This window comes from Enterobacter sp. 186315 (genome assembly GCF_053290175.1).
In genome coordinates this window covers 47213-74162 of sequence record NZ_JBPTTK010000022.1, presented here as the reverse complement: position 1 = coordinate 74162, position 26950 = coordinate 47213, and the positions used below count along the sequence as shown (strand labels likewise).

The following is a 26950-nucleotide window of genomic DNA, read 5'->3' as shown; positions in this document are numbered from 1 at the left end:
AGCAAGCCAACTTATCGTCAAAATCGGTGTTGCAAAAACGGGAGTGACCATAGATTCCGTTTTCCAAGCGGGCCCTACTATTGGTGGATAAGATCAAATCCTTCATGCTGCAGAATGAAAGAGAACTTTATGCTTAGAAACTTAAAATCGCTTTCGTTATAAACATACTGTATACATAAACAGCTTGCTGTGTTAGGGTTATATTCGTGATTTATCATCACACATTCAACCCAGATGGAGTTAGCATGAAAGAGTTACAACCGGTTATTAATGAACTTATTGAACAATCACGGGACGCAGATAAGTATAAACAAGAAGAAGAATTGTGTCTTTTGAAAAAAGTTCTGGAGATCTATGACCAAAAGGTTGTGGCAGAAGTGTTACGAGCGGTGAGTGGCAGTGACTGGACGCGTGAAACTATCAACCGCTGGGTGAATGGTAAGTTAACTAATAAGCGATTGGTTGAGGTTGAAATGAAGATGCTTAAGAGCCTTTTACCTACACCGCCAGCGCATTATGCTCAAAGTCGTTTTAGTTTTATTGACCTCTTTGCGGGTATTGGAGGAATTCGTAGCGGCTTTGAGGCTATTGGTGGAAAATGCGTATTTACCAGTGAATGGAATGAGTATGCCGTTAGGACTTATAAAGCTAATTGGCACTGTGATGAAAATGAACATATTTTCAACTCAGATATTCGGGATGTCACTCTTAGTAATCAGGATGATATCACCGAAGAACAAGCTTACACTCATATTGACAAAAGTATTCCTGATCATGATGTACTTTTGGCCGGATTTCCATGCCAACCCTTCAGCCTTGCTGGTGTCAGTAAAAAGAATTCATTAGGGCGCAAGCACGGGTTCGAATGCGATACACAAGGTACTCTTTTTTTTGATGTTGCCCGTATTATCAAGGCAAAACAGCCTGCTGTTTTTGTCCTGGAGAATGTAAAAAACCTAAAGAGCCACGATAAAGGTAAAACCTTCCGAGTCATCATGGATACCCTAAATGAACTAGGCTACGACGTCGCTGATGCTGATTCTATGGGGGCAGATGACCCCAAGGTGATCGATGGCAAGAACTTTCTTCCTCAACATCGGGAACGTATTGTATTAGTAGGATTCAGGCGCGATCTAAATCTTGCCGAAGGTTTCAGTCTCAGGGATATAGTCAAAGAGTTCCCCAAACAGCGACCGGCAATTAAAGATTTACTTGATAATGAAGTTAATGAGAAGTATATCCTGACACCCAATCTTTGGGACTATCTTTATAAGTATGCTAAAAAGCATAAAGAGAAAGGGAATGGTTTTGGCTTTGGAATTGTAGATACATCTGATAAATCAATTAGTTGCAGAACTCTCAGTGCCAGGTATCACAAGGATGGTTCTGAAATTTTAATTGATCGTGGGTGGGATATGAGTGTTGGCGAAAAGGATTTTAATGATCCAGAAAATATGGCTCGTCGTCCACGTAGGTTGACGCCGAGAGAATGTGCTCGACTGATGGGATTTGAGCAGCCAGGAAAAGAAATTTTTCGCATTCCTGTATCTGATACCCAAGCGTACCGGCAGTTTGGAAACTCAGTTGTCGTCCCCGTTTTTGCCGCGGTGGCACGTTTACTAGATTCAAGGATTGCCCGCGCTGTTGAACTGCGAAAATCGAAAAAAATAAGCAATGTTAGTTGATTACAAACAAAAAAGCGCCAGAGGGCGCTTTTTTTATACATTCATTATGGTATAAATTATACAGAGTCAACAAATCATTGGTCGATATTATGGATAGCAGGCTCAGCGCACATTTTATTTTTGCGGCAGGAAAATCGCTAAGTGCGGTTGATGCTGTACCCTCAAGATCTAATCAACATGAGATTGGTGGTTTGGTTAAAGTTGGCTTTGGAGACGCAATTGGTAATATTAAAAGCGGAGAAAAGCTACAGATCCCATGTTTGATGGTTTGGTTATCTGACGATGATGACAATCATCTGATAACCACAACTGTAACTTGGTATGATGCAAGAGCTGGTAAAGCTTACCGTGCCCCTGAATACAGACTTTACTATCCAAGTAATGAGGTTACGGAGCGGATTGGGGAAGGCGACTTTCTTTTAGCTGCTCTGCGGCATAACAATGAGTTGGTAATATGTTTTGCTCCTAAACATAGTCAAATTGAATGGCAACTACGGTCGTTGTTTGGACTTGCTACTGGCAATGATCCAGATAATCGTTTTCATGGCGCTGAACTATCAGATAAAAAATTATTGCTGCCTATTAGAATGTTTCTTGAAGAAATTGGGATTATCTTCGAGTCGGAAGTAGACCCCCAAGATGCAACGTTGGAATGGTTGCTTTCTCTTTATCCTGATGGTTTTCCTACCTCTAAAGATTTTTCAAAACTGGCCCGTGAACGCGTCGGTCGCCATTCTGTTGGCGCGCCAGATGAAACTCTTATGGCTTGGCTAGAAGAAGAAGAGAGGCTATTTCGTGTAATGGAAAGACATATCGTTAGGCAACAACTTCTAAAGGGGTTCGGAGCGGAGAAAGATAATGTTGATGCCTTCATTCAATATTCTCTAAGCGTTCATAATCGGCGTAAAAGCCGCGTCGGTTTTGCATTTGAAAATCATATCGAAACTGTTTTTAAGGAACATGGTCTATTTTTTGAGAAAGGTAATCGACGTAATGTTACGGAGAATAATTCAAAGCCTGATTTTTTATTCCCTTCATTTTCTGCGTACCATGAAAAAGAGTACTCAAGAGACAAATTGTTCCTACTTGCTGCTAAAACTACATGCAAAGATCGCTGGCGTCAGGTGTTAGCAGAGGCGGCTCGAATTCCTAAAAAGCATCTAATCACTTTACAATCTTTAATTAGTGCTAATCAGTTGGAGGAAATGAGATACCACCAATTACAGTTGGTGATCCCATCGCCGGTTCTTTCGCTTTACTCCATTGAAAGTCAGGATTTTTTAATGCCGCTATCTGAGTTTATTGATGTTGTTCAGAGTGCTAATCTTACATGACATCTTATTTATGGCTCGACTCTGCCTACATCCTGAGATGGCCTTTCGCCAATAGATATAGCCATAATTACATCCTGTAAGCATCCGCTTTTCCGTAATGCTACGGATAGATAGCGGTTCGGAATTTATCTCCCTGATTCTGGCTTAATGGATAGTGAGGCAAGCAGTAAACTGGAAGTTATCAACAAGACAAACCGTCTCAGAATGCTTTCATTGAGCGTTTTAACCGGACATACCGAACATATATACTAGATTTTATGTTGTTCAGAATACTGAACGAGCTTGGGAAATTACAGTGTGTTGGCTGTTAGGATATACTGTAAGCGGCAGCACAAATCACTTAATAATATGATTCTGGATAAATAGCAACAATATTATTACTTGGACGGACCCTCAAAAAGTGCATGGAAAAAAGGTTCATTTGATCACACATCTCTTTCGCTTAAGTTGAAATTCAATAGCTTATGAGCTAATTAATAGATATTTAGCCATGCTACTTTAGAAAGTACGTTGAGTACCTTGTGGTTGTATTGATGATTCGAAGATTTGTGAGGCTTAAGGTTCAAAGCCAATAGTTTAACATGTCACTCTAGTGGCTCTCGTTTGCATATACAACATTATGTTTTTTTATACAAATTAATGAGTTCTAATAATGACTATTCAGCACATCAAGGTTGGCAGTGTACCCGAAATTATTGAGCTGTTACCGAACTCTAACGAGCAGGCTGACTCTCATCCTTTTATCCTATCGAAGAACTGTGCATGGGGAGAAAATGAATCCGGAATATCAATAGAGAAGCTACGCCAATATATTGAGCCTTGGCTAACAGCACTCTTCCAATCCGAACATTTAAATTTATTGATTGGTGCGGGCTTGAGTACATCTATTCAAATGTCAGCTACAGCATCCCCTCCAACTGGAATGGGATGGATCAGTGATCTAGCAATATGTAAAAGCGAAATAGATGCATTTGCAACCCAAGCGGCCAAAGCTGCAGGTCGCGATAAGGGAAATATAGAAGATCAAATTCGAGCCATTAATGAACTTATTAAAGGGCTTGAAATTCTGACAGTATTAAATACACCTCTACCTGAAAATCCTCCAGCACCTCATGTCGCTTACAGAGATCTTAAAGCTGACTTAATGACACTCAAGGGGGAGCTTTCTCGATGTTTAGGTGAGTTTTCAAGGTCTGTAAGTGCTGGAGAATATTTGATTAAAACTGCTGAACCCAAGCGAAAAGAGGAAACTTTCAATTGTTTAGTGAGCTTCTTGATGAGCTTTGCAAGCAGAACTGCTACTCGCGATAGATTACATATTTTTACGACAAACTATGACCGCATCATCGAAGTAGGTGCTGAGCTTGCTGGTTTGAGACTTATTGATCGATTTGTTGGAAGTATTGCTCCAGTGTTTCGTTCTTCGAGATTAGAAGTTGATTATCACTATAATCCTCCAGGAATTCGTGGCGAACCAAGATATTTAGAGGGTGTAGCGCGTTTTACTAAACTTCATGGTTCCCTTGATTGGCATGAACAAAATAGCGCGATTAGGCGCTTTGGTTTGCCTTTTGGAGCACGCTCTGTTGAGCCGTTCTTAGAGGCCGAAGGTCATCAAAGCAATAGCTTTGAGCAACTGATGATTTATCCTAATTCAGTAAAAGATAGAGAAACTGCTGAGTACCCTTATGTTGAGTTATTTCGAGATCTAGCAGCAGCAACTAGCCGTCCAAACAGCACATTAGTCACCTATGGCTATAGCTTTGGTGATGAGCATATCAACAGGGTAATTGAAGACATGCTTACAGTACCTTCGACTCATATAGTCATAATTGCCTTTGGTGATCCACTTGGAAGAATTATGAATTTTATTAGTAAGAGTGGAAGAAAAGCTCAAATCACTCTACTAATGGGAGACCACTTAGGAGACCTCAAAACTTTAGTTGATAATTATTTACCTAAACCAGCAATTGATAAAGCATCAATAAAGATGGCAGAGTTACTCAAACAAAGAGGATTTATCCAGTCTAAAGAATTTGGGACTTCAGTTGGCACGGAGGTATCATAATGAGTTACTTACCGATAGAAAGATTAGAACAATTAAGAATTGGCACTGTTGGCTTTGTGTCGCCGAATGAAATTAGAGTTTCTTTAGAAATTGACTCTCCTGATTCAGTATCACTTCAAGGAGGTTCACCCCGCCATTTTCCCCGAATAAATAGTTATGTATTGATCAGTAGTGATGATGGCTTTCTTGTCGGTCAGGTTGATTGGATTGCAGTAGAACACTCTCCATACCCAAAAAGAAGGGGGTTACAAGACTTTGGCTTGATAGACCTTCCTTACCCTCTTAAAAAGCTCAGTATCAATCCCGTTGGTACATTAAGAGTTGATAGAAAAAAAGATGGTTTCAAATTTACAAGAGGAACAGATGCTTTCCCTACGGTTGGTGACTCTGTGCTCTTGCCTACTGACAGGCAATTAATATCAATAATTGAATCAGGTGAAAATAGAAAAGTAAAAATAGGGGAAAGCCCCCTAGTAAACAATGCTGAAATAAAAGTAGATCCTGATAGGCTTTTTGGGCGGCATATAGCTGTTCTGGGTAACACTGGTAGTGGTAAATCATGCTCAGTTGCGGGGTTGATTCAATGGTCCTTAGATGCTGTTTTACAAAAGGGGCAAACTCCAAATGCGCGATTCATCATCCTTGATCCAAATGGAGAATACAGTAGGGCTTTTGGACCAGAATCAAAATACAATGGTAAGCTATTACGTGTAGAAGCTAATACTGATGTTGGAGAGATGAATCTTAAAGTACCGTCATGGTTATGGAATAGCTTTGAGTGGGCTGCTTTCACTCAAGCGAGTTCGAAAGTACAACTTCCTTTATTACGCCGAGCTTTAAGGGCGATGCGAAATGATGCTTTGTCAGAAGATGATCTGACAATCCAAGCGAAACACTTCTGCGGCATCCTTCTTGTGTCCATAAGGCAATTAGCTAGCCAAGGTCAGATATATGTGAATGGCGGCCATGCTAAAGGTTTCTTCGAAAACTTAACAGCTTGGAATAATAGCCTCGTTACATTAAATGAGAAAGTTGATAGCAAACCTTTCGATAATTTATTAAACACGCTGAACTTGTATCTTTCACCACGAGCAGGAATGCAGTGGCCTACAAAACCTGACGTTTCCGACACTGATCAATTGATTAATGAATTAAAAAATGCACATATAGGGCTGGGAGGAGATGAACAAGAACTTCTTCCTAAAAGTGAAGATGCGCCTATTAGTTTTAAAGGCGATGATTTTGTTGCATACCTCGAAAATCTAGCTCAAGAAACTGGTACAGAGCAATTTGTGGAGTTCCTTTTGACTCGTATTCGTACAATGCTAAGCGATACCCGTATAAGTACAGTAACAAATGATTCGATACAGCCTATCACTTTAAGTAATTGGTTAGACACTTTTCTCGGTAAAGACGAACAAGGCTCTATAACTGTTGTAGATTTATCACTTGTCCCAAATGAAATAATACATTTGGTAACGGCTGTAATTTCCAGAGTAACTTTTGAAGCACTGCAACGTTACCGAAGGTTATATGGAAAGACACTACCAACAGTTATGGTTGCAGAGGAAGCTCATACATTTATTAAACGCTACAAAGAAGATAGTGAGAGCCAGTCCGTATCTGATGTTTGCTGTAAAGTGTTTGAAAAGATCGCTCGTGAAGGGAGGAAATTTGGATTAGGGCTTGTAGTTTCGTCCCAACGGCCCTCAGAATTATCTCCGACTGTATTATCTCAATGTAATACTTTCTTATTGCATAGGATTAGTAATGATAGAGATCAAGAGCAAGTCCATAGACTTGTTCCCGATAATATGAGGGGGTTACTGAGAGAGTTGCCATCTCTACCATCCCGGCATGCAATTTTACTGGGTTGGGCTTCTGAACTTCCGGTTTTAGTCAGAATGAAAGAGCTTACTGAAACACAAAAACCACAATCTGACGATCCTGATTTTTGGGATGTGTGGTCTAACAATACAGAACTGCCTCGCGAAGTTAATTGGCAACAGATAGCTGATGACTGGCAAAGTTAAGTACTTAATCTGCATTAGTGTTATAAGTAGTGACTCATATCTACCTGTGGTCAGGTATATGAGCTGACAAATGTAATAACAAGGGTTACTTTTAGCGGAGAGTGGATACCTCTCAGCTATGACATAAACAGAAACCTATGGTTGAGGAGCATCCTGTGCAAAAAATCGAAGTAATTATTGGCGGGAAAATAGCATCGTAATGTTGTAAGTATTCCGCTTAAACGGACCATTCACTTCTGGAGATCTTCCGACATACTGATTATGTCCCCTGAGGAGATCGCCATGCGTAAGATCCGATTCACCGAACACCAGATCATTGCCGTTCTTAAATCAGTGGAAGCCGGACGCACCGTTAAGGATGTCTGTCGCGAAGCCGCTATTTCTGAAGCCAGCTATTACAACTGGAAGACGAAATATGGCGGGATGGAAGTCGCTGATATCAAAAAAATCAAAAACCTTGAGGACGAAAATCGTCATCTGAAACAGATGTTTGCCGACCTGAGTCTGGAAAATCGTGCGTTAAAAGATGTTATCGAAAAAAGCTTTAAAACCAGCGATGAAGCGTGAGCTTGTCAGCTATCTGACGGTACAATTTTCTATGAGCTTACGCCAGGCATGCAGGACATTATCGCTGAGCAGGACGGTGTATTTTTACCAGCCCGATCTTCGCCGGGATGAACCCGTGATCCTGGCGCTGACAGAAGCGGCTGAACGTTATCCCCGGTACGGTTTTAAGAAGCTGTTCCGGGTGTTGCGTAGGCAGGGTAATGCCTGGAATCACAAGCGCGTGCACCGGATTTACTGCCTGCTGAAACTGAATTTTCGCCGCAAAGGGAAGCAACGTCTGTCAGTGCGCAACCCGGCACCATTGGCGATACCTGAGGCACTTAACCAAAGCTGGTCGATAGATTTCATGCACGATGCGCTGGTCTGCGGCAGACGCTTCCGGACCTTCAATGTGGTGGATGACTTTAACCGCGAGGCCCTCGCAATAGAAATCGATCTGAATATCCCGGCCCAGCGGGTGGTTAGGATACTGGACAGGATCGTGGCAAACCGCGGATACCCGCTGAAGATGCGGATGGACAATGGGCCGGAATTAATCTCACTGACCCTGGCGCAGTGGGCTGAAGAACATGGTGTTATGCTGGAGTTTATTAAACCGGGCAAACCAACGCAGAATGCCTATATCGAACGTTTTAACCGGACGTACCGGACAGAAATACTGGATTTTTACCTGTTCAGAACTCTGAACGAAGTACGCGAAATCACAGAACGCTGGTTGATTGGCTATAACAGCGAGCGGCCTCATGAATCCCTGAAAACCTGACACCGGAAGAGTACCGGCTGATGGCTGAAAAACCGGAAATCTCAAAAAGTGTGTGGAACTAAAACGGGTGTGCTTACGCCTGTGCTAGCGACCTGCCTGTAAGATTCGATGCACCCATCAGTTAATAACATCTAAACTCTCGATGATGTATGTCCGGCTGAATTAAGCGCAACTCTCCACCATGCTCAAAGACCCATTGAATGAGCACGCAAAACCTGGTAAATGCATCCATGATAAAAATAACAACCAAGCCAACTGAAGCGTTTCTCTCATCGAGCAACGGTACGTAATCATAAATGGATGTCCACTTTAGTTTGTTGAGAATAAGAATGCATCTATAACCTTTTGATGGAATGAATTTATTTTCAATGAGTTAGAGTTTTCTTTCATTGGAAAGGCTGATTGGTGATTTTCATTAAAATCCATTTCTAGATAAAAATTTTCATCTTGATTCATATCATTATTCTTTTTTCTCTCTAATGGTTCGAACAAATTACCACATGTTTTAATTGATGATGATTTATGCAATTTCTGCATAATTTTATACTCTTCAGGTAAGTCTTTAACTAACCGCTCAGAGTATAAAGTTAATTCTTCTGTAGCTATCGTGAATAACCAAGCCTCCTGATTTTTTCTTTGATTTACTCGAAGAATCCGGCCGAGCACCTGTCTAAAGTAAAGTTCAGTTTTAACAGTGCTCAGGTGGCAGCAGACCTGAAGTCTTGGGATATCAGTACCCTCACTTATCATGCCCACACTTACGATCCATTCGGTAGTTCCTTGCCGGAAATGCCCTATTTTTGAAAGGGCTTCTTTATCATAATAAGTCACAATCGTTGCCGTTTGGGCGAATTCATTTTCCAGAATTGCCAGAAGCTGGTACGCATGCTCAACTGAAGAAGCAACCACCAGACCACCTGCATCAGCGTTTACCTTTCTGATTTCGCGCAGTTTTTCGCACCCGGCGCTAATGATATACTTCATTGCTTCGGGGTGCGAAAATATTGATTGATAAGAAACTAATGTTTCGCTCAAGAATTCTGAGACAGATCCGAAACTTTTTGTGGCTTCAGCAGATGAGAAAACTAAATTATTACTATTGACAAGCGCAATCTTTGGTTTACGGCAAACATTTTCGATAATGGCTTCATGCAGGCCATAGATATAGTCGCAGCAGATCTCACCATCAGGATCGGCGTAATTTGATAATACTATCGGCACATTATCAGTTCGCCATGGGGTTCCGGTTAATGCCAAAGTGTAACTTGCACATTTTTGAACATGAGTAAGTATTTCCCCACCCCATACATTGGCATTATCAAGTGAATCGCCGGAGCAATGATGAATTTCATCAAAAATCACTAATAGCCGGTGTCGTGCTAACGAATTCCAAAAACTCTTATCAAAATACATAAGGTTATGATAGGTGTAAGCAGAGCCTAAAGATCCCAGGCCTCCACAAAAGTCACTTTCCAAAATACGAGAGAAAGTGCTTTTTATCGATGAGACCACTGCTGTTGAAGGGGCAAAGCATATGATGATATCTATCAGATCGAGTTCTAGCATTCGCTTTGCAACCTCAGCAGCCATCACAGTTTTGCCAGCACCGGGGCAAGCAAGACATAAAAAATGGGGCGACCCAGATTGATATTTAATTAGTGCTGCATCAGCACACTGATTCTGCCATTCCCTCAACATATGCGATGCTCATTGCTATCTTGTCCAAGTACTTTTGATAAAGCCGTCACTCTGCCAAGTAATATAGCCGACTGATTTTTTGCCTGCTGATAGAGGCCTGTCAGATAACTTTTCTTGTTCGGGAACCGCTCCATAAGAGACTGATACTCTTCAATTTCGCTCAAAACAACGGCGAGCTTGGCCTCGTGAATAACCTTTTCTTTTCGAATATCATTCAAAAAGATTTCTACATCAGATGGTGCTGCATCAACTGCTGTTGGCACAGATTGAAGACGTGTATTCTTGGGTATTTTTCCCGATGTGAATGTTGTGGAGTAGAAGAGCTCAGTTTTTTTGTAAAATTTCTTGGAACGCCCATCACCAATGTCAATTTTACATATAAATCCCAATGCCTCTAGTCGTAGAAGCTGGCGATAGATGAACTTCCTGGCTTCGCTTACCTGGCTATATTCATCCGTAATTTGAAGTAATGCATCCCTGAGGTGAGTAGCACTGAACTCTTTAAAATCCTTTTCTATCAATAAATTATAAATATAGGGATGCAACCTTATTGCAGACTTCATTAACAAAATTCCAAACTTATGAACTTAGGATTGCTAAGTATACAGAAACTGGCGAAACTTAGACAATCTAAGCACTCTAAGGCAATGATGATGATTACGTGGCCCACCCAAACCCGATACCTGACAGGCTCAAAGCAGCCAGAACCAAAGCCGGGATCACTCAGCGAGAATTGGGTATCCGAATTGGTATGGAACCAAGCTCAGCGAGTGGTCGCATGAACCATTATGAGAAAGGAAGGCACATCCCGGACATCGATACCCTCAAGCGCATGGCCGATGAACTTGGAGTTCCTATAAACTACTTTTTTTGTGAAAGCGAACTGACAGCGGAGTTAGCTAGGCTGATAGCAAACATGACTGAAACAGAGCAAGTAGCCCTGATTGCTGAGCTCAACAAAAAACAGCCATAGTGCTGTGTATGACTAAGTTAAGAAGGACAGCGTAGGGCAAAGATGAAATGACCTTTCCGTGCCTGATCTTCTGCTTCAATAAATGGTGTGAGAGTAAATTCACAATATTAATCTTTTCCCTGATTAATTTTATGTTGATTTCGCTGGAGAAAATGTAGAAAGATGAATAAATCACCAGAAGAAATAGTTTGTTTGCTAAAGGATAGATTCGATAGTAATTTTGTGGAGTGGGAAAAATCAAACAATAAAAATCTGAACACCTTAATGGATTCTATTTTTACTATTAATGCAATAGGTGCAGCGTTGAGTAGTAGAAAGGTACTAGTGCATCATCATATTTGCCTAAAAATATTTGATGAAATAATAGCTGATATTTCCTCTTGCATTTTCCTTTCAGCATGTGCAATTGATAAACCAGCACATATTATCTTAAGAAGAGTGCTGGAGTTGGGGGTTGCCTCTGTCTATCTGTGGGATATGCCTCATGCTGTTTATGGATGGCAAGAGCATGATCAGGATTTGAGTTATACAGAGATGTTAAAGCATATAGCTTCAGAAAGCTATATTACATATGTTCAACGTCAAAATGAATTGATCGATAAACCTTGTTTAATTAATTATGCTTTTTGTCAAAAAGTATATGGTAATTTGAGTGATATAGTCCATGGGAAAATAAATTCATTCGAAACTGATCTCCCAAATAGATTCTCATATGATGAAATTGATTGGTTAGGTTTTATAAACTTAGCAGAAAAAGTTCTAGAGATAATAATTAATGCGAATATTTCTAGACATAATTTAAAAAGTGAAATTTTAAAGGCTTATGCTAAATCAGCTGAGGTAATGAAATAATGTCTTCTTTAGATACAGAATTACTACATGCAGCTCGTACTGAAGACCTTGATTTAAAACAAATTAAGGAGCTTGCTGTTTTAGGTGAGTTTGAAAAAGATGCTGTTGCTAAGTTACAAATTGCTGGCTCGCATCTAATACAGGGAGCAAGAGGTATCGGTAAGTCAATGCTTCTTAGAGAAGCGGAGGCTGAGCTTGATGCAAAGTTTTCTAGAGAAAGAGTTGTTGGGGTTTACGTCAACTTCAAAACGAGTACTTTATTAGAAGGGGTCCGAGCTGACAATAAAAATGCTTTTCAAATATGGGTTGGAGCAAAGGTTCTTCAGGCGTTATATGAGAAAATGATTTTCTTAGATATCATAAAAGATGATGGAGTTAGTGATCCTTTTAAAAAAATATTCGGTATTGAAACAATTGCAGGAATGAAAGATGTTTTACAAAATAAAATTCATCTACTGCAACGATTATCTAGAGAGACTGACCCAGATAAAACAATAAGTGAAATTGGTAGTGATTTTCTCGACAAGGTTAATGATATATCATACGTCAATGATATTATCAGGGAAATCATCAGTGATTATCATATTAATCGTGTTGTATTTCTTTTTGACGAAGCTGCGCATACATTCATACCTGAGCAACAAGAGATTTTCTTCGAGATATTTAAGTTATTGCATGGCGGGAAAGTTGCTGTTAAAGCGGCTGTTTACCCGTCCGTTACTTATTACGGTAAGAATTTTGAAGTTGGGCAGGATGCCATAGTTATTAATTTGGGAAGATATGAAACGGGAGCAATTGGTAGGGAAGGAATAAGGCGTTTATATAGAGAGTTAGTTAAGAAACGAGTTACAAAAGATAGTGCAATTAAGAAAATCCTTGCAAAAGGTGAATTGTTAGATCAGTGCATACACCTTTCATCTGGCAATCCGAGAGCATTTTTACATTTGTTTAATAAGGTTTATGATCGAGGATATTCTGAAAGATATCTATTATCTAGCACACAGGATTATGTCGATCATGAATTATTACCATATCATTTGGGGCTTTCTAAAAGGCTGCCAAAATACTCTCATCATGTTCATATTGGCTTGGAGATACTTAGAGAGTATATCATTCCTGAGTTAGGTTTGAAAAATATTCGGGAAAAGAAAAACCAGACACAAACAGCATTTTTCACTCTGCCTCGTGATATCTCACCTAATTTAAGACTTGCTATGGACCTTCTTTGCTACTCCGGAGTACTGTCCAAGCAAGGTACAGTTAAAATATCCAATAGGAAATCAGGGCAGAGATACATGGTAAACCTTGCTCTAATGTTTACAGAGAAAGCTTTTGTTTCTAATAAATTCAATGAGATCATTAACTATTTGTCACTGTCTGATTACAAGGAATTTAGTGCCAGTGACTCTGGGTTGATGTTGTTTTTAGAAAAACTAAAACAGTCTGCTGATGAATGTCAAAAATGTTCAGCGGATTTACCTGGGGATGCTAAGTTTTGCCCGAACTGTGGGCATCCTGTTCCAACGAAATCAATAGTTGGTCAATTACTCGATGATCCAGTTAGAAATCTTTCAATTAGTAAGGCCATAAGTGATCGTATAAAAGATGCTTATCCTAAGGTTGGCGACATAGTACACACTTCAAGGAGTGAGCTAAAAAGGATACCCTATATAAAAGATGTTCGCTCAAAAATAATAAAAAATGCGGCAGATGAATATATCTCTGGATGATTTTATAGGCAACAGCCAATTGGCTGTTGCCTTTTAATTACATTCTGGTAGCTACATCCCATGTTTGTGGCTATCGTTAGATTGTGGTAGTCAAGACATAACGGTTACAGTTTTAGAGTTTTCCAGAACAAGCGTTCTGATTAATTCGGTGTCGAACCACCATTATATTGTTGAGGCCTATGCTGGCTGTAATATCCCGTGACCTGCTCCCCGTTGATTATCACACCCTGATATTAGTAACGTATTCATAAGCCACATGAGGACATGCCCATGAAGAAGCGTTTTTTCCGACGATCAGACCATTAGTATTCTCCGCGAAGCGGAAGCCGGGGTTTCTGCCCGGGAGCTTTGTTGTAAGCACGCCATTTTCAATTCCACTTTCTACACCAGGCGCGAGAAGGTTGGTGGCATGGAAGTTCCTGAGGTGAAGCGACTTAAGTTGCTTGAAGAGGATAACCCCCGCCTCAAGTAGCTGCTTACCGAAGCCATGCTGGATAAGGAGGCGCTTCAAGTGGCTCTTGGGCGAAAGTATTGACGATAGGCTAGAAGCGGGAAACCGTGGTGTTGATGTGTGATGCGACCGGTCTGTCGCAACGTCGTACTTATAGGCTTACAGGTTTGTCCCTGTCGACCTGCCGTTATGACGCTCAGCGTCCATCTGCTGATGCACATTTATCAGGGCGTATCACTGAATTGGCGCTTGAACGCAGACGCCAGCTGAATTTGCAGCGGACTGGCTAAACGGGAAATATGAAGAAAAAACAACCGACATAACTATCTGAAGGGTGTATCTAATCTTGGGGGCAGGTCAGTGGATTCCTGCAAGGATGCATTCACCGTTTCTTCGATTGAATTTAATTGTCCGTACATGTTTTTAGAATGTCTTCAAGCAAAGTTATTACCATATCCGAGTTATTACGTAATATATATATGAATAAAATTCATGTTCATCAGAAAGTTAATGTAAAATACATAGGAATTTCATTAGTTCATTATAATAACACGTTGAGAATGCATTTTTAAATCGAAAGCCTGCTTTTGAAGGATCATGAATATCTCAAAGACAGGCCTGAATATATTCAAATAATATTTATTGCTTTTAAGTGAGTTGTTTGCTTTTTTTTAATTCCTGCAGTTCTATGATTAAACATATTTCTCTTGCAAGAGAATTGTCAAGCTGATTTTTTAACTCCAAAATTTCAAGACGAAGATTTTTTAAATTGATATCATCGTTGTCTTTTCGTTTCGTTTTTAAATTATCAATTTTTCTAATTAAATCAGTGAATATTGGTCTGGACTTTTTTATGCTACCTTTAGATTTTCCTGCCTCAAGCGAAACAGCGTCATAACTTATTTTTGTGCCTAATGCAACTATTATCGGCGCATTGTTGATTAAGCGTTCTAAAGCAGAATAATACTCATCTATATTGTTCATCAATTGTCTCCGGATTTTGAATTATATACATTCAGATATTTTTCAAGCAATTGAAGATCTTGCTTCTCCGTTCTATATGCTAAAGAATCAACTTCAATCTTTTCTAGTAATTTATGCTGTGCTTTAATAACTAACTCGAGTTTGTCTTTTTTGATAATGGCATTTTCACAAGATAAGCAACTAACTAAAGAACGAGTTGAACGTTGAGTACATGCTTCTAATGTTGTACAACCGCCAAGACATGTTTCTGTGTAAGCCAATTGTCCTAGTTTAAATAATCGGAAAGTTTCATTTTTATCAATAAATATGTTGTTTTTAATATTGTTGTTGATTATATTTCCTTGTGTGCCAAATAACTTACTATCAGACAATAATATCAAATTCACGTAATCCAATGCCTGAGCATAACTTTGTGTTTCTTGGTATTCTACAGCAAAGTGGGACTTGTCATTTGAAATTAAATCCTGTGCAAATGCGCTTCCGCGAGAATAGTAAAGGGTCATTTGAGTTGATAAGTGCTGTAATTGTCTGCGCAAAGACGTTAATGATACTAATCCAGATCTTGAAGCATACAATGCAAGAGAACGTCTAAATTGATGTGTTTGCAGAGGCCAGTATTGACTAATCCCAAATTTAGATTCTGCTTCCCAAGCTCTAAACGGATCGATTCTCTTTAGTTCAGAGATATCCTCTTTTGCAATCATGACATTTAGCCATGAGATTTTCTTCATTTCATCATTCGGTGCTAACTCGGCACATAGTATTATAGAATTCTCTACTTTAGGTGCTTTTCTCCCTAAACCTAAATAAGATGTACGCACAAAAAGAGGAGCGTTGTAAACTTCAGAAGAAACATCTTCTATTTGATTAACTATAAAGAGACCTATTTTACGAGAAAGGCAAGATGCATTATAGCCAACTTCATTAGTTACCCATTTAGCCTCTCTTTCCGATAGTTTGGTCGTTTTACCATTTATAATATAATGATTCTGACCATTTTTATGATAAATTTGTGCGCAATCAATATTTAAATTGGTTGCTTCATCTATTCTCATGCCCGTGAAGATCTGGATCGCTAACCGGCACCTAAATAATATACTATTTAATAGATATAATATTCCTTTAATATTTTTATTGGCACCAAAGTAGTCAAATACAAAGTCTAAATTGTAATTTTTTATGATGTTGGCAATGTTATACTCTGGAGGAATGTTATTATATCTGGAGTTGTGTGGCAGTTTACATATTTCAACGTATTTAGATTTTATTTCTAGGATTAAATCTAAAAGAATATCAATGTTTTCAGTTAGAAATTTTATATCTGAAGTAATGCTAGTAATGTACGAAAGATAGATTCTAGGGGGGATTGGTGGGAATTGTTTTAGATTATTTCTGTAATTTATTATAGTTGCATTCATTTCGGTCAGTTTTTTTATATCACAAAATTCAAATGGCTTATGCGCATTATCAACATCATTAAAAGCCAATAAAAATCTTCTTACATCATACATTGTCCCCGGCTTTAATGACATAAAACAGTTATTAAGATGCTTTTTAGATACTAATAATTCAGGGATGGTAATATTGAATTCAATGCAGTATCTGGCTAAAGTATTCAATGTATAACCAAGTTTTGATATATTTTTAACCTGATATGTTTTTCCATTTCTATACCAGATGTAAGCAAAAACTAACTTTTTTAAACTGGAAATAATACTGTCTATAAAATATCCTGTCTCACCTTTAACCCAATGTTTGAATGAAAGTAGACAAGGGCGATTTTTTTTATCGTAACAACTAAAATCCCACTCATCGTCGGAGTATTTTGAAATAACTTCCCCATAAATATTTCGACTTATAACATGAGATGGCAATGGGGAATTTTCATCTGACAGATAAATAGGATCAGGGGGAGACATTTTTTCTGTCAGGAAAATATTAGCCGAAAGAAAATGATTAGTATTCATCTGTTATCGCCCCAATGTTCACTAGCATTTCTAATTTCCCTTCCCAATATGAATCAAGATTGCCCTGTGTATACACTTCATATTTCATCTTATCTACTAAAGCGATGTTGATTTCAGCTATATAATTAACTATTTCATCAATTCGTATCAATACAGGATCATAAATTTTATGCCAGTCATCATAGGATCTAGATAAACCTTGAGTATTCTCAATGCAATATTTACAACTAAGGATCTTTCGTAAATCATTTTCATCCGCATGTATTGAAAAATTAGCACAAAATAAGCAGCCCTCTGGTTGCTTACAGTCTGATTTGAATGCAAGTTCGCCAGAAATATTTATTGGGTTATCAATCTCTTTACATCCGCCGACAGAAATTAGTGTTTTATGTGGAGTTTCTGTTACGGTAATTACATTGGATAACTTGGTTAGGAAGTCACTAAGGTCCTCTGTTTGTTTGGTAAATGTCCCCGAAGAGTAATGATTCAGTATTGTAGATTCAGAATTTTGTAAAAGTTTCGCCGCAACAGACGGGTCTGCATTGTTAATCAACCATTCAGCCTTCAAACATCTCCATTCTCGTGCAACAATTAAACCTTTCGTATAGCCTAGGTCAAGCATCAAAGACTTTATATTTTTTGATATATAAACTAAATCTATATGGGATTCATACTTTTCACTAAATGATGGTATTAAAAAGTCAGATCGATTCCCGAGTAAATAATAACTCCTTAACTTCAGGTATATTTTAAAAACAGGTAGAAATTTACTGGTTATTCTAAAGTGTACTTTTTTATTAAATGCTCTAAATTTTATCAAGCAAAAATCAATACTTTCCTTATGAATATCATACTCATCATTCCATTTTATATTTAATAATTGAGTGGGGTTCATTCCTGTATTTGCTATTAAGAGAAAAGTAAAAGATGCAATTGCGTCACGTAAAAAATCACGTTTTTGCTGTGAATTGATATTTATATCGTAATCATTCGTCTTTTTAAGAAGCCGAATGGAACGACGAATGGTTCTACTTTGAGTTTCGCGGTCAGTGATTCCAATTTCCCTAAGTTCTTTAGGTGTAACTATTCGACCATGTTTGTAATTAAAGCCGGAATTTACTTTTTTCTTCTTTGTTGTCCCATTATCGTTCAAATTGGTCTGACACCAGCTTTTTATCGGGAAAATCCAAACAGTATTTTCATGGATGTTTAGAAATTCAGGTACTTTCCATGCATAGGGGTATGTTCTTTTATGAGTAATAAAATCATGTGCACCATTAATAACTGAGTGTAAAATTTGAATGTTTTCACTAGAATGTAGGTCGTCCGGGGGGAGCGTTAACTCTCTATCTCTTCGGGATGCTTTCACATTTGGAAAGTATTGATGGAGTTCTTCAGCAACTATTCCCTTTAACATATGTATTAAAGTTTTTATTTTTTCTGTTATTGTGCTTGATTTGCTTTTGCCTAAAGCAACTTGTTCCCAACAATGATTGACATATGCACGAAGAGCATCAATGCAGTTCATGTCATTCTCTAGACAATTATGTATTCCTTTTGAATCACACCATCTGATGAATTGAAATAATCGTGATAGATTATACGATATTTTGGACTCGCGGATTCCTCCAAAAAGTAACTGATTGATTACTTCTCTGTAAATCTTTCTCACAAGAGTTTTTCTGCTGATGTTAATGTTATCTGCATATATATTGGAGCCACTTATTACTATTTTTTGATAAAAGAATGAATTAATATAATGATTCCTTCTGTTGAAATTAATAGCAATTACACTAAGGTCTATTAACTCTAAATTTTCATTAAATGGTTGTGATATTATAGTGGATGTTGAATTTAAATTATTCATAAACACTCCTGATTGACATGCCCTAATAGGGTATTAATATAATCCTCATAATTCTCTTGATGTGCAGTCAATGTATCAAAATTACTTCTATAATTTAAATACCTATCAGTCATTTCAGTGGTGGCATGCCCCATTCTTGCTTTCACGTACTCTCTAACTTCATGCAAACTTAGTTTTCCTTCTTCCACCAATCGCATCTGTGATTCTGACAAGTTCATACCAAACGTAGCGCGTAAATCATGAAACCTGAAAATATATCTATCATTAGATAGTTTAACCTTCATTGTAGGAATAACTCTCTTAGATATAAATTGTCTTACAGCCTCTCCATTGTGCATTGTTCTTTCATTAGACTTAGTATTTGAAGATTTTAACGATTCTTTGCTAATATAATATGGAGCTCCTCTATTACTTAAAAACAAGTAATCATTAAACACATCATTTTTTATTTTATTTACTCTATTAAGATAGCGCTCACTTAAAATATAAATCCTGATTTTATTATATAGTAATTTCGGGAAGATAAGTATCAAGTTCTTATCCTTCTTGGTATCGATATTGGTACCATGACCGGTTGCTAATGTGAAACTACTATCATTAATATCTATTGATTTAGAAAAATGTGACTTTCTTAAAGTCAACACAGTTTGTATCCTTGCACCTGTAAGTAATGCAATTAGATGGATTAATAACATTTCAGTGTTTCCAGTGTTATTTATTGTATCAATTAATGCTAATTGCTCTTGTTTAGGTAAAGGTCTTAGTCTGCCTTCATCGATTATCTCGTTAGAAAAAGGATCATCATTAGGGATGTTTTTTATTTTTAAATCAGTGGAGATTTTTTTTAGATGGAATACAGAACCCTTGGAATCATGGGTTTTTATATATAAGTCACTTTCATTCCAGAGCGGGTATGATGGCTTAAAGTGATTTTCCTCAGTTAGGTAGCGATAAAATTTAATCATTGAAGATACTCTTCTTTTTGCTGTGTGAGAACTAAGTTCATCATTTTGAACAAGAAGGAGTAAATAATTCCTGTACCGATATGTCGGCCGTAATAATTTCATTTTAGGAAAGCTAAACATATCTATATTATTATCATCAATATAATTTTTGAAGTGAGTTAAATCTGACATGATGCTGTGATAAGTTGATATTTTATAGTTAAAATCGCTATTTGCTTTTGAAATTATGTATAAAACACCCTCTCGCCATGGCGAACCATCTTTGTTTAAGATTATTGGGAAGTAGTTATAGTTATAACTTTTGATTATCTTCCCATTTACTTTAATGGGCGGCTCAGCCTTTTTTGAGTATGAGTTCTTTGAATCAAGCTCAACGAGCTCCCCCTCGGGGTCGTTTACATGTGTGACCCTTGTCATGGTAACTTGTCTTAAGGTTTTCTTCCGGTTTAGACTCATTGCAACTCCTACTGATTGATTGTCATTTTTTTTAAATCTACAAAGTATGGTGCTTATGCTTGAATCTACAAGTAATAAAGACGGCGCGGAAATTCTGATCGACAGAGGCTGGAACAAGGCGCTGGGCGAGCAGAATTTTGACGACCCTGAAAATCAGCGCCATCGCCCGCGCCGCCTAACCCCGCGCGAGTGCGCGCGGCTGATGGGGTTTGAATCGCTACAGGGTTACAGCTTCCGCATTCCGGTGTCGGACACCCAGGCCTACCGCCAGTTTGGTAACTCGGTGGTGGTGCCAGCGTTTGCGGCGGTGGCGAAACTGCTGTCCTCGCGCATCAGGCAGGCCGTGGCGCTGCGCGAAAGTGAGGCCGTCGATGGCGGACGTACACGATAAGGCCACCCGCAGTAAAAACATGCGGGCGATTGGCACGCGTGACACCGCCATAGAAAAGCGCCTGGCAGGGCTGCTCGGCCAGGCCGGGTTTGACTTTCGGGTGCAGGATGCCGCGCTTGCCGGGCGTCCTGATTTCGTTATCGATCAGTATCAGTGCATTCTCTTTACCCACGGCTGCTTCTGGCATCATCACGACTGCTACCTTTTTAAAGTCCCGGCGACCCGCACCGAGTTCTGGCTGGAGAAAATCGGCAAAAACGTAGAGCGGGATAAGCGGGACATTGACGCGCTGCTTTCGCAGGGCTGGCGGGTGATGGTGGTCTGGGAATGCGCCCTGCGCGGCAGGCTGAAGCTGAGTGACGTCGAGTTGACCGAGCGGCTGGAGGAGTGGATCTGCGGCGGCGGTCAGACCGCGCAGATCGATACGCAGGGGATTACGGTTTCTCTGCCCCACAGGGCGCCACCACAGGCTTAGCGGGCAGCAAATACTTGCCAAGCGTCACCAGCACCACCGCCAGAATAATCACCCCGAGCGCCAGCCATTCCACCGACGAGAGCGTTTCGCCCGCAAATCCGGTTCCCAGTAGGACGGCAACCACCGGGTTAACGTAGGCATAGCTGGTTGCCACCGCAGGCGAAACGTTGCGGATCAGGAACATATAGGCGTTGATGGCGATAACAGAGCCGAAAATTGCCAGATACCCCACCGCCAGGAAGCCCGATACGTCCGGCATCGCCGTCAGGGTTTCACCCGTCAGCGCCGAGCCGATCAGCAGCACAATACCTGCCGCGAGCATCTCGATCGCGCCCGCCATCATGCCCGTTGGCAGTTCAATGCGTGACCCGAGCACGGAACCGAACGCCCAGCTCATCGAGCCGATCATGATGATCAGCGCACCCCACGGGTTGCCGCTCAGGTTGCCGCCGCTGTTGAGCAGGATAATGCCCGCCAGCCCGATGCCGATCCCCATCCACTCAAGCTTGCGGGTGCGGATGCCGAACAGACGGCTAAAGCAGAGGGTAAACAGCGGCACGGTAGCCACCACCACCGCGGCAATGCCGGAGGGAACGTTCTGGTGCTCGGCGATGGTGACCGCGCCGTTACCCACCGCCAGCAGCAGCAGGCCAATCAGGGCCGCGTTCAGCATCGGGCGCAGCGGAGGCAGCTTATGGCCGCGCAGCAGTAAAAACGCGGTAAGCAGAACGCCCGCAGAAAGAAAACGGATCCCCGCCATCATCAGCGGCGGCCAGCTCTCCACGCCGATACGGATAACGAAATAGGTTGAACCCCAGATGATATACAGCGCAAAAAGCGCTCCAGTGAGCGGTAATAATTGCCGGAAACGCATAGTCCCTCGCGACGGAATAAAAAGTTCGCTCATAGTAAACGTGAAAACTATCCCGCTGGCGAGTGCTTTAATTGTGTGGGGGATGTGAATTTTTTGTTGACTTGATGTGCCTGTTTCCGGGTTTCACCTTTTGTTCCATACTATTCACTTAATTACCAAAAAAAGAAGGATAGAGATTTTGGCAGGAAGTAGCTTATTAACATTGCTTGATGATATTGCCACCTTACTGGATGACATTTCAGTCATGGGAAAACTGGCGGCGAAAAAGACCGCCGGGGTGCTGGGGGATGATTTATCGCTCAATGCTCAGCAGGTGACCGGAGTGCGGGCAAACCGCGAACTGCCGGTCGTCTGGGGCGTGGCAAAGGGATCGTTTCTTAACAAGGTCATACTGGTTCCGCTGGCGCTGCTGATCAGCGCCTTTATCCCCTGGGCGATTACGCCGCTGCTGATGGTCGGCGGGGCATTCCTCTGTTTCGAAGGGGTGGAGAAGGTGCTGGATACCTTTGCCGCCCGCAAGGAGAAGGAAACGCCGCAGGCGCGCCAGCAGCGTCTTGAGGCGGTTGCCGCGCAAGATCCTAAAGCGTTTGAGCGCGATAAAATCAAAGGCGCGATTCGCACCGACTTTATCCTGTCGGCGGAAATCGTCGCCATCACCCTGGGGATCGTATCGGAATCACCGCTGCTCAATCAGGTGCTGATCCTCTCCGGCATCGCCATTCTGGTGACCGTTGGGGTGTATGGCCTGGTGGGGATCATCGTGAAGCTGGACGATATGGGGTACTGGCTGGCGGATAAATCCAGCGCCATCGCGCAGGCGGTGGGCAAGGCGTTACTGGTGCTTGCTCCCTGGCTGATGAAGATTTTGTCCGTGGTCGGCACGCTGGCAATGTTCCTCGTCGGCGGCGGTATCGTGGTGCATGGGATCGCGCCGCTGCATCACGCGATTGAACATTTCGCCACGGCTCAGGGCGCGGTGGTAGCGGCCATTCTGCCTGTGCTGGTTAATCTTGTCATCGGTTTTATCATTGGCGCAATTGTCGTCGCGGTTGTGAAAGGCATTGAAAAAGTGCGCGGAAAGTCGCATTAATTGTCTGGGATTTCATGATGCAAAAAGGCCATTCCTCGACTAAATTGAAACAGTTTCACCCTGATAGAGGAAGCAGGTATGGTCTTTTTGGTCAGTGATGAAGTTAAGCCCAAGAATGGCGGTCCACGCATGATCGTCACCGGGTACTCCAGCGGTATGGTGGAGTGTCGGTGGCACGATGGTTTTGGCATCAAGCGGGAGGCTTTTCGTGAGGACGAGCTGTTGCCAGGAGAAGGGCGGCAACAGCGCGACAAGGCTTAATCACGTAACGCCCGGCCTGTCCGGGCGTTTTTACTGGTGAATCGGTTTATCGTACTGCATGTTTTCGCGCACGGAAGAGGGCGCGAGGGATGTGGGGTAGCCATCAGGGAGTGTGTGTGCAGCGCGATACCTATGTTGTGAAACGAACTTTTCTGCAATGGCTGCAAAAGCGCAGCAATCCCGGCCTGATTGTTAACCTCTGTTTTCTGGTGGTGCTTATCTTCTCCACGCTGCTGACCTGGCGCGAAGTGGTGGTGCTGGAAGGGGCGTATATCGCCAGCCAGCGTAACCATCTCGAAACCGTCGCCAGCTCCCTCGACAGGCAGCTCCAGTTCAGCGTCGATAAGCTGCTGTTTTTCCGCCACGGTATGAACGATGCGCTGCACATGCCGCTCTCCTTCAACGTGCTGCACGATGCGGTGTCACATTTTCAGAAATTGCGCACTATCCCTGCCTGGCAGCTGGCGGTCGACAAAGATCGCACCTTGCCGATAAACGGTGTCTCCGACGAGTTTGTCGAAAAAACCACGCTGCTTAACCGCGACGATACGCTCACCAATAACGAGCTGTCTGCCGCGCTGGAGCTGGGCTATTTACTGCGTCTGGGCTCCAATACCCGGCGGGAGGAGCGGATCGTGTACGTGTCACGCGCCGGGTTTTATGTCGCCACCGATACCGCTTCCGAGGCGAACGACATCGTGCCTCGCTACTATCAGCTGGTTACCCAGCAGTGGTTCACCCAGCAGTCTGAGCGTGAAAACCGCTCCCGCGCCGTGCGCTGGTTTATCTCGCCTCCGTCCACCTGGACCGGCAACGAGCAGGCGATCACCGCCAGCGTGCCTATCTACTACGACCATCACTGGTATGGCGTGGTGGCGATGGATTTCTCCCTCAGGACCATGCAGCGTCTGCTGCGCGATGCCACCTCTGACCGCTCGGAGGGTGAGTATCAGCTGTACGACACCCGGCTGAACCTGATTGCCTCATCGGCGAACGGCGCGACCGAACTCAACCGTTTCGATCAGCCCGAACTGGCGCAGATAGCCAGCGCCATTGCAGGCGACACCCACGGCAGCCTGCGTCTGGGCAGCCGCTTCGTGAGCTGGGAGCGGCTCGACCATTTCGATGGCGTGATGCTGCGCGTTCATACGCTGCACGACGGCGTGCGCGGTGATTTTGGCAGCATCAGTATCGTCCTCGCGCTGCTGTGGGCGCTGTTTAGCGCCATGCTGCTGATCTCCTGGCTGGTGATCCGCCGTATGGTCAGCAACATGTACGCGCTTCAGAGCACGCTGCAATGGCAGGCGTGGCACGATCCGCTGACCCGGCTCAACAATCGCGGGGCGCTGTTTGAGCGCGCGAAAATCCTGGCGAAGAAGTGCGAGCAGCAGCTACTGCCCTATTCGGTCATCCAGATAGACCTCGACCATTTTAAGAGCATCAACGACCGCTTCGGTCATCAGGCGGGGGATAAGGTGCTGTCGCACGCGGCGGGGCTGATTGCCAGCGGGCTGCGCGGTAACGACGTGGCCGGGCGCGTGGGGGGCGAAGAGTTTTGCGTGGTGCTGCCCGGCATCGCGCTGCCGCAGGCGACGGAAATTGCCGAGCGGATCCGCCAGCACATTAACAGCAAAGAGATCCTGGTGAAAAAGAGCACCACCCTCCGCGTGAGCGCCTCGCTCGGGGTAAGCTGCGCGCATGAGAAAGGCAACTACGATTTCGAGCAGCTCCAGTCGATCGCCGACGCAAGGCTTTATCAGGCCAAACGGCGCGGACGCAATCAGGTGGTGCGCGACGATGAGGTCAGGAAGTGATCCAGCCCTTCATGCCAGCCTGCCGGGCCGGGAAGGGCGGTGTGGTACACCCGATGCGGGTTATCATCTTTTAGCGGCACGCCGTGCCGGTTTATGCCTTTTACGACTACAGCGAAATCTACGCTATCCAGAAGCGGCGCATCGTTAGGCCCATCCCCCAGCCCCAGCGTGGTGGGCGTTAACCCCTCCAGCGTGCGGTACTGCTCGATTAACCACTTAACCGCACGGTCTTTACCCTGGCCGGCGTCGAGGACGTGCCAGAAGCGGGCGCCCTGAACCATTTTCAGGCCGTGTCGGGCTAATGTCTCTTCAAAGCGCGCCATCTGCTCGTCGCTGTCGCGCCAGATGAGAGTCACCGACGCTTCATGCCTGCGCGCCAGCAGGGCGCGGGTGCGGTTCAGTCCGGTCCACTCCTCAATGACGCGCTCGTCAACGTCATCAAAGGTGGTGAATTTGTAGCCTGCCTCCAGCCGCGCCGGGTCAATTATTGCCCGAATGTCATCGTGAGATTTTCCGGCAATGATGCGGGGCGATGAGGGATGGGTGTTCCAGCGCGAGTCCAGCTGAATCACCGCGCCGTTTTCGGCAATAAAGGGCAAGCCGGTCAGGCCCAGGTCCTCCTGGATGGCCATTATTTCCGCCGCCGTTTTGCTGCTACAGAGAATGACCGGGATTTGACCGTTCTGAAGTCTCTCCAGCCACGGCCGCGCTTCCTGCCAGTCATAGGTGTGGATATCCAGCAGCGTACCGTCAAGGTCGGTAAAAATCAGCAGAGGGTCCTGTAGTGAAAGCATAACGACTCCGGTTAAGATAAAACGCACAACCTAAGAATATTCCTAAAAGAAATGCCGGGAAAAACGGCCATACTGCGGTAACGATCCCGCACAACCCGCTAACGGCCTGCGATGATTCTCATTTCAAATACGAATATCTACAAAAGATGATATGCATATCAAGAATATATCCTTGTTTTGCAAAATTGATGGCGATAATGTGGAACGCACATCAGATTTCCTGGTGTAACGAATTTTCAAGTGCTTCTTGCATAAGCAAGCTTGATCCCGGTCATCCCCATGACCGGGATTTTTTTCGCCTAGCGGTTGGCTTCAGACACGCTGAAGTCATGGATGTCCAGCTCGAAGGCTTCGGCCAGCTCGCGGTAGGTGTGGTAGTCCCTGCCGTTGACCATGACTTTATCGGAACCATCCTCGGCGCGGCGCACCTCGGACTCGCTAACCTCATTGATAGCGGCAAGCAGGGCATCGACGTCCACCTCAACGTCCCGTTTAATGGTGTCGCTGTACTCTTTGTCGGTCTTCATTACGGATACCTCATTCTTTCGTGTCCATTGATAAGTATAGACCGCACAGAAAAACGCCATTCGCGCCGGGCGGCGATGTGAGTTGTTGCGAATTGTTCTACACTGGCTCAAAACCACAGGAGGAAGCTATGAAGGTCAACGATCGGGTAACCGTCAAAACGGACGGTGGGCCGCGCCGCCCTGGCGTGGTGCTGGCAATTGAAGAGTTTAGTGAGGGCGTAATGTACCTGGTATCGCTGGAGGACTACCCGCTTGGGATCTGGTTCTTCAACGAGGTGGGGCATCCGGATGGGATCTTTGTGGAATCCGCAGAATAACGACGTGTCGGGCG

At 42.9% G+C, this 26950-nt stretch carries 21 protein-coding genes and 4 pseudogenes; 16 read left to right on the top strand and 9 right to left on the bottom strand.

Annotation, left to right across the window (positions count from 1 at the left end; translation table 11 throughout):
* Window positions 1–245 precede the first annotated feature (245 nt).
* From ACSVHP_RS19455 to ACSVHP_RS19430, 6 genes and pseudogenes are all read left to right on the top strand, one after another.
* Window positions 246–1685, top strand: a complete 1440-nt coding sequence (locus ACSVHP_RS19455) for a DNA cytosine methyltransferase (protein ID WP_234600751.1) — start codon at window positions 246–248, stop codon at window positions 1683–1685.
* A complete protein-coding gene (locus tag ACSVHP_RS19450; RefSeq protein ID WP_447552758.1) occupies window positions 1682–3019 on the top strand; it encodes a type II restriction endonuclease in 1338 nt (445 codons plus the stop codon). Before ACSVHP_RS19455 ends, ACSVHP_RS19450 begins: the two co-directional genes overlap by 4 nt.
* Window positions 3020–3210: 191 nt before the next feature.
* Window positions 3211–3303, top strand: a pseudogene (locus tag ACSVHP_RS19445) (integrase core domain-containing protein); the annotation flags it as partial.
* A 368-nt stretch (window positions 3304–3671) separates the two neighbouring features.
* The gene (locus ACSVHP_RS19440) at window positions 3672–5087 is read left to right on the top strand and encodes an SIR2 family protein (RefSeq protein ID WP_447552757.1); all 1416 of its coding nucleotides are present in this window, start codon (window positions 3672–3674) and stop codon (window positions 5085–5087) included.
* Window positions 5087–7120 (top strand): ATP-binding protein, encoded by a 2034-nt coding sequence (locus tag ACSVHP_RS19435; protein WP_447552756.1) that lies wholly within the window; start codon window positions 5087–5089, stop codon window positions 7118–7120. Before ACSVHP_RS19440 ends, ACSVHP_RS19435 begins: the two co-directional genes overlap by 1 nt.
* 282 nt (window positions 7121–7402) lie before the next feature.
* Window positions 7403–8512: pseudogene (locus ACSVHP_RS19430) on the top strand (IS3 family transposase).
* A gap of 247 nt (window positions 8513–8759) precedes the next feature.
* Here ACSVHP_RS19430 and ACSVHP_RS19425 read toward each other — a convergent pair.
* Complete coding sequence (locus ACSVHP_RS19425) at window positions 8760–10148, bottom strand: DEAD/DEAH box helicase (protein WP_447552755.1); 1389 nt, start codon at window positions 10146–10148, stop codon at window positions 8760–8762.
* Window positions 10142–10711 carry a hypothetical protein gene (locus ACSVHP_RS19420; RefSeq protein ID WP_447552754.1) on the bottom strand — a complete coding sequence of 190 codons (570 nt, stop codon included), beginning with the start codon at window positions 10709–10711 and terminating at the stop codon, window positions 10142–10144. The genes ACSVHP_RS19425 and ACSVHP_RS19420 overlap by 7 nt, the downstream gene beginning before the upstream one ends.
* Window positions 10712–10809: 98 nt before the next feature.
* On the opposite strand from ACSVHP_RS19420, the gene ACSVHP_RS19415 reads away from it, so the two are divergent.
* From ACSVHP_RS19415 to ACSVHP_RS19400, 4 genes and pseudogenes are all read left to right on the top strand, one after another.
* A complete protein-coding gene (locus ACSVHP_RS19415; RefSeq protein WP_234600780.1) occupies window positions 10810–11121 on the top strand; it encodes a helix-turn-helix domain-containing protein in 312 nt (103 codons plus the stop codon).
* A gap of 162 nt (window positions 11122–11283) precedes the next feature.
* On the top strand, window positions 11284–11973 hold the full coding sequence (locus ACSVHP_RS19410) for a hypothetical protein (RefSeq protein WP_447552753.1): 690 nt from the start codon (window positions 11284–11286) through the stop codon (window positions 11971–11973).
* The gene (locus ACSVHP_RS19405; protein WP_234600767.1) at window positions 11973–13703 is read left to right on the top strand and encodes a zinc ribbon domain-containing protein; all 1731 of its coding nucleotides are present in this window, start codon (window positions 11973–11975) and stop codon (window positions 13701–13703) included. Before ACSVHP_RS19410 ends, ACSVHP_RS19405 begins: the two co-directional genes overlap by 1 nt.
* A 270-nt stretch (window positions 13704–13973) precedes the next feature.
* Window positions 13974–14417: pseudogene (locus ACSVHP_RS19400) on the top strand (transposase); the annotation flags it as partial.
* Between the two features lie 385 nt (window positions 14418–14802).
* On the opposite strand, the gene ACSVHP_RS19395 reads toward ACSVHP_RS19400, so the two are convergent.
* From ACSVHP_RS19395 to ACSVHP_RS19380, 4 genes are read right to left on the bottom strand one after another with little or no spacing between them, the layout of a single operon-like run.
* Entirely contained in the window at window positions 14803–15138 is a 336-nt protein-coding gene (locus tag ACSVHP_RS19395) for a hypothetical protein (RefSeq protein ID WP_447552752.1), read from the bottom strand.
* On the bottom strand, window positions 15138–17105 hold the full coding sequence (locus ACSVHP_RS19390) for a hypothetical protein (RefSeq protein ID WP_447552751.1): 1968 nt from the start codon (window positions 17103–17105) through the stop codon (window positions 15138–15140). The genes ACSVHP_RS19395 and ACSVHP_RS19390 overlap by 1 nt, the downstream gene beginning before the upstream one ends.
* Window positions 17095–18972, bottom strand: a complete 1878-nt coding sequence (locus ACSVHP_RS19385; RefSeq protein ID WP_447552750.1) for a hypothetical protein — start codon at window positions 18970–18972, stop codon at window positions 17095–17097. The genes ACSVHP_RS19390 and ACSVHP_RS19385 overlap by 11 nt, the downstream gene beginning before the upstream one ends.
* Entirely contained in the window at window positions 18969–20393 is a 1425-nt protein-coding gene (locus ACSVHP_RS19380) for a tyrosine-type recombinase/integrase (RefSeq protein ID WP_447552749.1), read from the bottom strand. The genes ACSVHP_RS19385 and ACSVHP_RS19380 overlap by 4 nt, the downstream gene beginning before the upstream one ends.
* A 73-nt stretch (window positions 20394–20466) precedes the next feature.
* Between ACSVHP_RS19380 and ACSVHP_RS19375 the strand changes: the two are divergent.
* Window positions 20467–20784, top strand: a pseudogene (locus tag ACSVHP_RS19375) (DNA cytosine methyltransferase); the annotation flags it as partial.
* The gene (locus ACSVHP_RS19370) at window positions 20765–21259 is read left to right on the top strand and encodes a very short patch repair endonuclease (RefSeq protein WP_447552748.1); all 495 of its coding nucleotides are present in this window, start codon (window positions 20765–20767) and stop codon (window positions 21257–21259) included. The pseudogene ACSVHP_RS19375 and the gene ACSVHP_RS19370, both read left to right, overlap by 20 nt.
* Here the strand turns inward: ACSVHP_RS19370 and yedA are convergent.
* The gene (gene yedA, locus ACSVHP_RS19365; protein ID WP_447552747.1) at window positions 21219–22133 is read right to left on the bottom strand and encodes a drug/metabolite exporter YedA; all 915 of its coding nucleotides are present in this window, start codon (window positions 22131–22133) and stop codon (window positions 21219–21221) included. The genes ACSVHP_RS19370 and yedA overlap by 41 nt on opposite strands.
* Before the next feature lie 178 nt (window positions 22134–22311).
* Between yedA and ACSVHP_RS19360 the strand changes: the two genes are divergently transcribed.
* The 3 genes from ACSVHP_RS19360 (at window position 22312) to dgcQ (ending at window position 25298) form a co-directional block, all read left to right on the top strand.
* Window positions 22312–23223 (top strand): DUF808 domain-containing protein, encoded by a 912-nt coding sequence (locus ACSVHP_RS19360; RefSeq protein ID WP_447552746.1) that lies wholly within the window; start codon window positions 22312–22314, stop codon window positions 23221–23223.
* 78 nt (window positions 23224–23301) lie between these two features.
* A complete protein-coding gene (locus tag ACSVHP_RS19355) occupies window positions 23302–23484 on the top strand; it encodes a YodC family protein (protein WP_234674356.1) in 183 nt (60 codons plus the stop codon).
* 116 nt (window positions 23485–23600) lie between these two features.
* A complete protein-coding gene (gene dgcQ, locus ACSVHP_RS19350) occupies window positions 23601–25298 on the top strand; it encodes a cellulose biosynthesis regulator diguanylate cyclase DgcQ (RefSeq protein WP_447552745.1) in 1698 nt (565 codons plus the stop codon).
* Here the strand turns inward: dgcQ and ACSVHP_RS19345 are convergent.
* Window positions 25265–26092 (bottom strand): mannosyl-3-phosphoglycerate phosphatase-related protein, encoded by an 828-nt coding sequence (locus ACSVHP_RS19345; protein ID WP_447552744.1) that lies wholly within the window; start codon window positions 26090–26092, stop codon window positions 25265–25267. The genes dgcQ and ACSVHP_RS19345 overlap by 34 nt on opposite strands.
* A gap of 299 nt (window positions 26093–26391) precedes the next feature.
* Window positions 26392–26619 (bottom strand): YodD family peroxide/acid resistance protein, encoded by a 228-nt coding sequence (gene yodD / locus ACSVHP_RS19340; RefSeq protein ID WP_417313199.1) that lies wholly within the window; start codon window positions 26617–26619, stop codon window positions 26392–26394.
* 128 nt (window positions 26620–26747) lie between these two features.
* On the opposite strand from yodD, the gene dsrB reads away from it, so the two are divergent.
* Window positions 26748–26936, top strand: a complete 189-nt coding sequence (gene dsrB, locus ACSVHP_RS19335) for a protein DsrB (RefSeq protein WP_234674360.1) — start codon at window positions 26748–26750, stop codon at window positions 26934–26936.
* The last annotated feature ends 14 nt before the right edge of the window (window positions 26937–26950 follow it).

What these genes read in the sequence shown, in the direction of transcription:
- ACSVHP_RS19380 (WP_447552749.1), bottom strand. Translation starts at nt 20,393, where the DNA reads ATGAGTCTAAACCGGAAGAAAACCTTAAGACAAGTTACCATGACAAGG.
- yodD (WP_417313199.1), bottom strand. Translation starts at nt 26,619, where the DNA reads ATGAAGACCGACAAAGAGTACAGCGACACCATTAAACGGGACGTTGAG.
- ACSVHP_RS19355 (WP_234674356.1), top strand. Translation starts at nt 23,302, where the DNA reads ATGGTCTTTTTGGTCAGTGATGAAGTTAAGCCCAAGAATGGCGGTCCA.
- ACSVHP_RS19410 (WP_447552753.1), top strand. Translation starts at nt 11,284, where the DNA reads ATGAATAAATCACCAGAAGAAATAGTTTGTTTGCTAAAGGATAGATTC.
- ACSVHP_RS19370 (WP_447552748.1), top strand. Translation starts at nt 20,765, where the DNA reads ATGGCGGACGTACACGATAAGGCCACCCGCAGTAAAAACATGCGGGCG.
- ACSVHP_RS19420 (WP_447552754.1), bottom strand. Translation starts at nt 10,711, where the DNA reads ATGAAGTCTGCAATAAGGTTGCATCCCTATATTTATAATTTATTGATA.
- ACSVHP_RS19405 (WP_234600767.1), top strand. Translation starts at nt 11,973, where the DNA reads ATGTCTTCTTTAGATACAGAATTACTACATGCAGCTCGTACTGAAGAC.
- ACSVHP_RS19425 (WP_447552755.1), bottom strand. Translation starts at nt 10,148, where the DNA reads ATGTTGAGGGAATGGCAGAATCAGTGTGCTGATGCAGCACTAATTAAA.
- ACSVHP_RS19390 (WP_447552751.1), bottom strand. Translation starts at nt 17,105, where the DNA reads ATGAATACTAATCATTTTCTTTCGGCTAATATTTTCCTGACAGAAAAA.
- ACSVHP_RS19395 (WP_447552752.1), bottom strand. Translation starts at nt 15,138, where the DNA reads ATGAACAATATAGATGAGTATTATTCTGCTTTAGAACGCTTAATCAAC.
- yedA (WP_447552747.1), bottom strand. Translation starts at nt 22,133, where the DNA reads ATGCGTTTCCGGCAATTATTACCGCTCACTGGAGCGCTTTTTGCGCTG.
- ACSVHP_RS19435 (WP_447552756.1), top strand. Translation starts at nt 5,087, where the DNA reads ATGAGTTACTTACCGATAGAAAGATTAGAACAATTAAGAATTGGCACT.
- ACSVHP_RS19345 (WP_447552744.1), bottom strand. Translation starts at nt 26,092, where the DNA reads ATGCTTTCACTACAGGACCCTCTGCTGATTTTTACCGACCTTGACGGT.
- ACSVHP_RS19440 (WP_447552757.1), top strand. Translation starts at nt 3,672, where the DNA reads ATGACTATTCAGCACATCAAGGTTGGCAGTGTACCCGAAATTATTGAG.
- dsrB (WP_234674360.1), top strand. Translation starts at nt 26,748, where the DNA reads ATGAAGGTCAACGATCGGGTAACCGTCAAAACGGACGGTGGGCCGCGC.
- ACSVHP_RS19455 (WP_234600751.1), top strand. Translation starts at nt 246, where the DNA reads ATGAAAGAGTTACAACCGGTTATTAATGAACTTATTGAACAATCACGG.
- ACSVHP_RS19385 (WP_447552750.1), bottom strand. Translation starts at nt 18,972, where the DNA reads ATGAATAATTTAAATTCAACATCCACTATAATATCACAACCATTTAAT.